Origin of the sequence: Terriglobus sp. YAF25 (genome assembly GCF_052113305.1) — a bacterium.
Classification (GTDB): Bacteria; Acidobacteriota; Terriglobia; order Terriglobales; family Acidobacteriaceae; genus Terriglobus.
Genome location: NZ_JBFRCY010000873.1, coordinates 1 through 1,667, shown reverse-complemented (window position 1 = coordinate 1,667; position 1,667 = coordinate 1). Strand labels below are relative to the sequence as shown.

Annotated in this window: 3 protein-coding genes; all 3 read right to left on the bottom strand. The window is 53.8% G+C overall.

From position 1 onward, the window contains the following. A partial coding sequence (locus tag AB4043_RS24720) for a contractile injection system protein, VgrG/Pvc8 family (RefSeq protein ID WP_442308420.1) occupies positions 1 to 689 on the bottom strand: 689 nt, incomplete at its 3' end. A gap of 62 nt (positions 690 to 751) precedes the next feature. Further along, positions 752 to 1,165 carry a hypothetical protein gene (locus AB4043_RS24715; protein ID WP_442302608.1) on the bottom strand — a complete coding sequence of 138 codons (414 nt, stop codon included), beginning with the start codon at positions 1,163 to 1,165 and terminating at the stop codon, positions 752 to 754. Between the two features lie 61 nt (positions 1,166 to 1,226). After that, the coding region (locus AB4043_RS24710) for a hypothetical protein (RefSeq protein ID WP_442308419.1) at positions 1,227 to 1,667 on the bottom strand (441 nt) is incomplete at its 5' end.

Below are 1,667 nucleotides of genomic sequence, written 5' to 3'. Positions count from 1 at the left end.
GGATAAAACTCGGTCGAGTCACTTATCTTTTGGAAGGTATTCGACTGCATGACATGGTGATCGTAGTGGGAGCCACTGACAGAGGCAGGTGCAAGCGAGCCCTTCACACGAAAGTCAATAAGACCATCTTCTCCACGCCACAATACTTTGCCACCGGGCTGGAAGGAATCGAAGACCTCGAGTCCTTTTTCAGAGGGCCGGAGCCAGCATCCATAGTCGTCGACAATCCGATTCAGGAACGAGAAGTCCGATTCGCCATACTGTACGTAGTTCAGCCCCTTGCCCCCGCCTCCGTTCACGGAAACGGAGAGACCCTCGCGGCCGGAGACGGTATTTGCGATCGACGATAAGGTTTGGTCAGAGTAGTACTCTTTCCGCGCTGTCAGGTCGAGCTTATAGCTCTCACTGACTGCGGTGAGCTGCGCGGTATAGCTGCCCCAGACCTCGTAGTTCAATTCGACATCCAGCACGAAGCCGGAGAAATTGACGTGCTCTACGCCGTCCTGGTCAGTCGTCTTGATCTGGACAGCCTGCCCAAGGAAGTCCTCGACTGGGATTCGTTTGTCTTCCGTCTGTCGGCAGACAATGGTGCACCACCAGTGCTGGTTAAGCTCTTGCGTGATTTCGACAGATGCGAGCAATGCATCCTGCAGCAGGTTGTCGCCAATTTGAATGTGAGGTAATGCCATGATGAGTGCCCTCAGACCTCGGTAGATGGCGTTGCAGAGAAGAACTCTGACGCCGAGCGGTCTTAATTGCCCAACTGGAGGTCGTGGTAGTTCTGTTGGTCTAGCGCGGGTTGAATACTGACGGAGAGAACGTGATTACTGCCACCTCCGCTTGATACGTTCCAGGAGCTGATCCAGCCCTTGAAAGAGAGTGTGCAGATGGCGTCCTGCCGATGTTCGTCTTTCCAGAATTCGATCTTTACGTCTTTGATCTTGTCTTTTGTCGGRACATTGGCAAGATCGAAGTATTTCTTCACCGTGGCGAATGGAACGTTGACGGTGTCGTGCATGTCAGCGGAAAAGTCCATCGCGCAGCTCAGAGAGCCCATCGACGGCATCCCGTTCGTATCAACAACCGTGGCCAGGCCGATCTGTGTCGAAAAGGCGTTGAGTTTAATGCCGTCGACGGTGATGGTCGTATTCGATGGATTTGCCATGCTTATCTCCTCACGGGGCTGAATCGTATGTTGACGGTCTCCATCTGGAGACCATTTGCGTCTACTTGCGCTCCGCGGCATTTTTTGCGAGGAGCCTACGAATATTGGGAATCGTGTACGGCAGTTGTTGTGTCGTAATCCATTGCGACCGCTCTGCGTCGAGTTCGTATATGCCGGAAGCGGAGTTCCACTTCAGCAACACTGGTTCCGGGAAGGACTCGTGTCCGGTCGTCGCCTGGTAAATCAACACCAACGCCGGATACTTCGATTTGCTCTCTGCGGTGCCGATGGCGGAGAGGGAGACACAGCTCTCAGCTTCGGTCCAATCGGTGCCAAAGGTGACGATAAGGTGTGTCTTTCCTGTGCCGTTAACCGTAGCGAGACCGCATTGATGAAAGGGCGGGCCGGCAGCGTCTCCATTCTTTGAAAAACGCACAGGCACAAGTGTGAGTGCCGGAGACACTGACAACGACATGATCTGTTTGCGGTCAATCTCCAGCTC